Origin of the sequence: Ferrovum sp., assembly GCF_027317285.1 — a bacterium.
GTDB lineage: Bacteria > Pseudomonadota > Gammaproteobacteria > Burkholderiales > Ferrovaceae > Ferrovum.
This window is the reverse complement of the sequence record NZ_DAHVHV010000172.1, coordinates 1-517: the sequence shown is the minus strand read 5'-3', so window position 1 is coordinate 517 and position 517 is coordinate 1. Positions and strand designations below refer to the sequence as shown.

General features: G+C 50.1%; 1 protein-coding gene. It reads right to left on the bottom strand.

The window, feature by feature from the left end; genetic code table 11:
* The coding region (locus tag M6F29_RS12165; protein ID WP_298160322.1) for a UPF0149 family protein at positions 1 to 387 on the bottom strand (387 nt) is incomplete at its 3' end.
* Positions 388 to 517 lie beyond the last annotated feature (130 nt).

Genomic DNA, 517 nt, shown 5'->3' with positions numbered 1-517 from the left:
CAGGTTCGAGATGCGGCTCGCCTCATCCAGCGTGTCGAATTCGGGAGATTCTTCGCCATCGTCCATATCCCATACCCATGGCAACCAGCGGCTGGGAAGGATTACATCGGGATTGAGTACGACGGCTGCCAGAAAACCATCGAAAGTGGAAATATCCATACAGGATCCCGGCGATTTATCGGAAAGCAGAAAATCATCCAGTTCGTTGATTTCATCATCGGTAAGAGGCTGGTTCACATTCATCGGAGAATCCATTATCGAATAGTGCTGACGGTTTCGAGTTTTCAGTTCAACACCTGACGGTGGCTGGCGTAGCGTACCGTTACTTCGAATAATACTTCTTCTGAATCCAAGTGCTTTTTTGGGTCTGTGGTTGAGGCGATTCACAGCCTGCTATTCCCTGTTTCGGTCGCCTACGCTCACCCAATTCGTGATCATAACCGATGGGCCGGAAACCCGCATGAATCCTGGAGGCGACCTCTTGAACGCTCAAGAGACAAACAGAGAACAGAGAGAG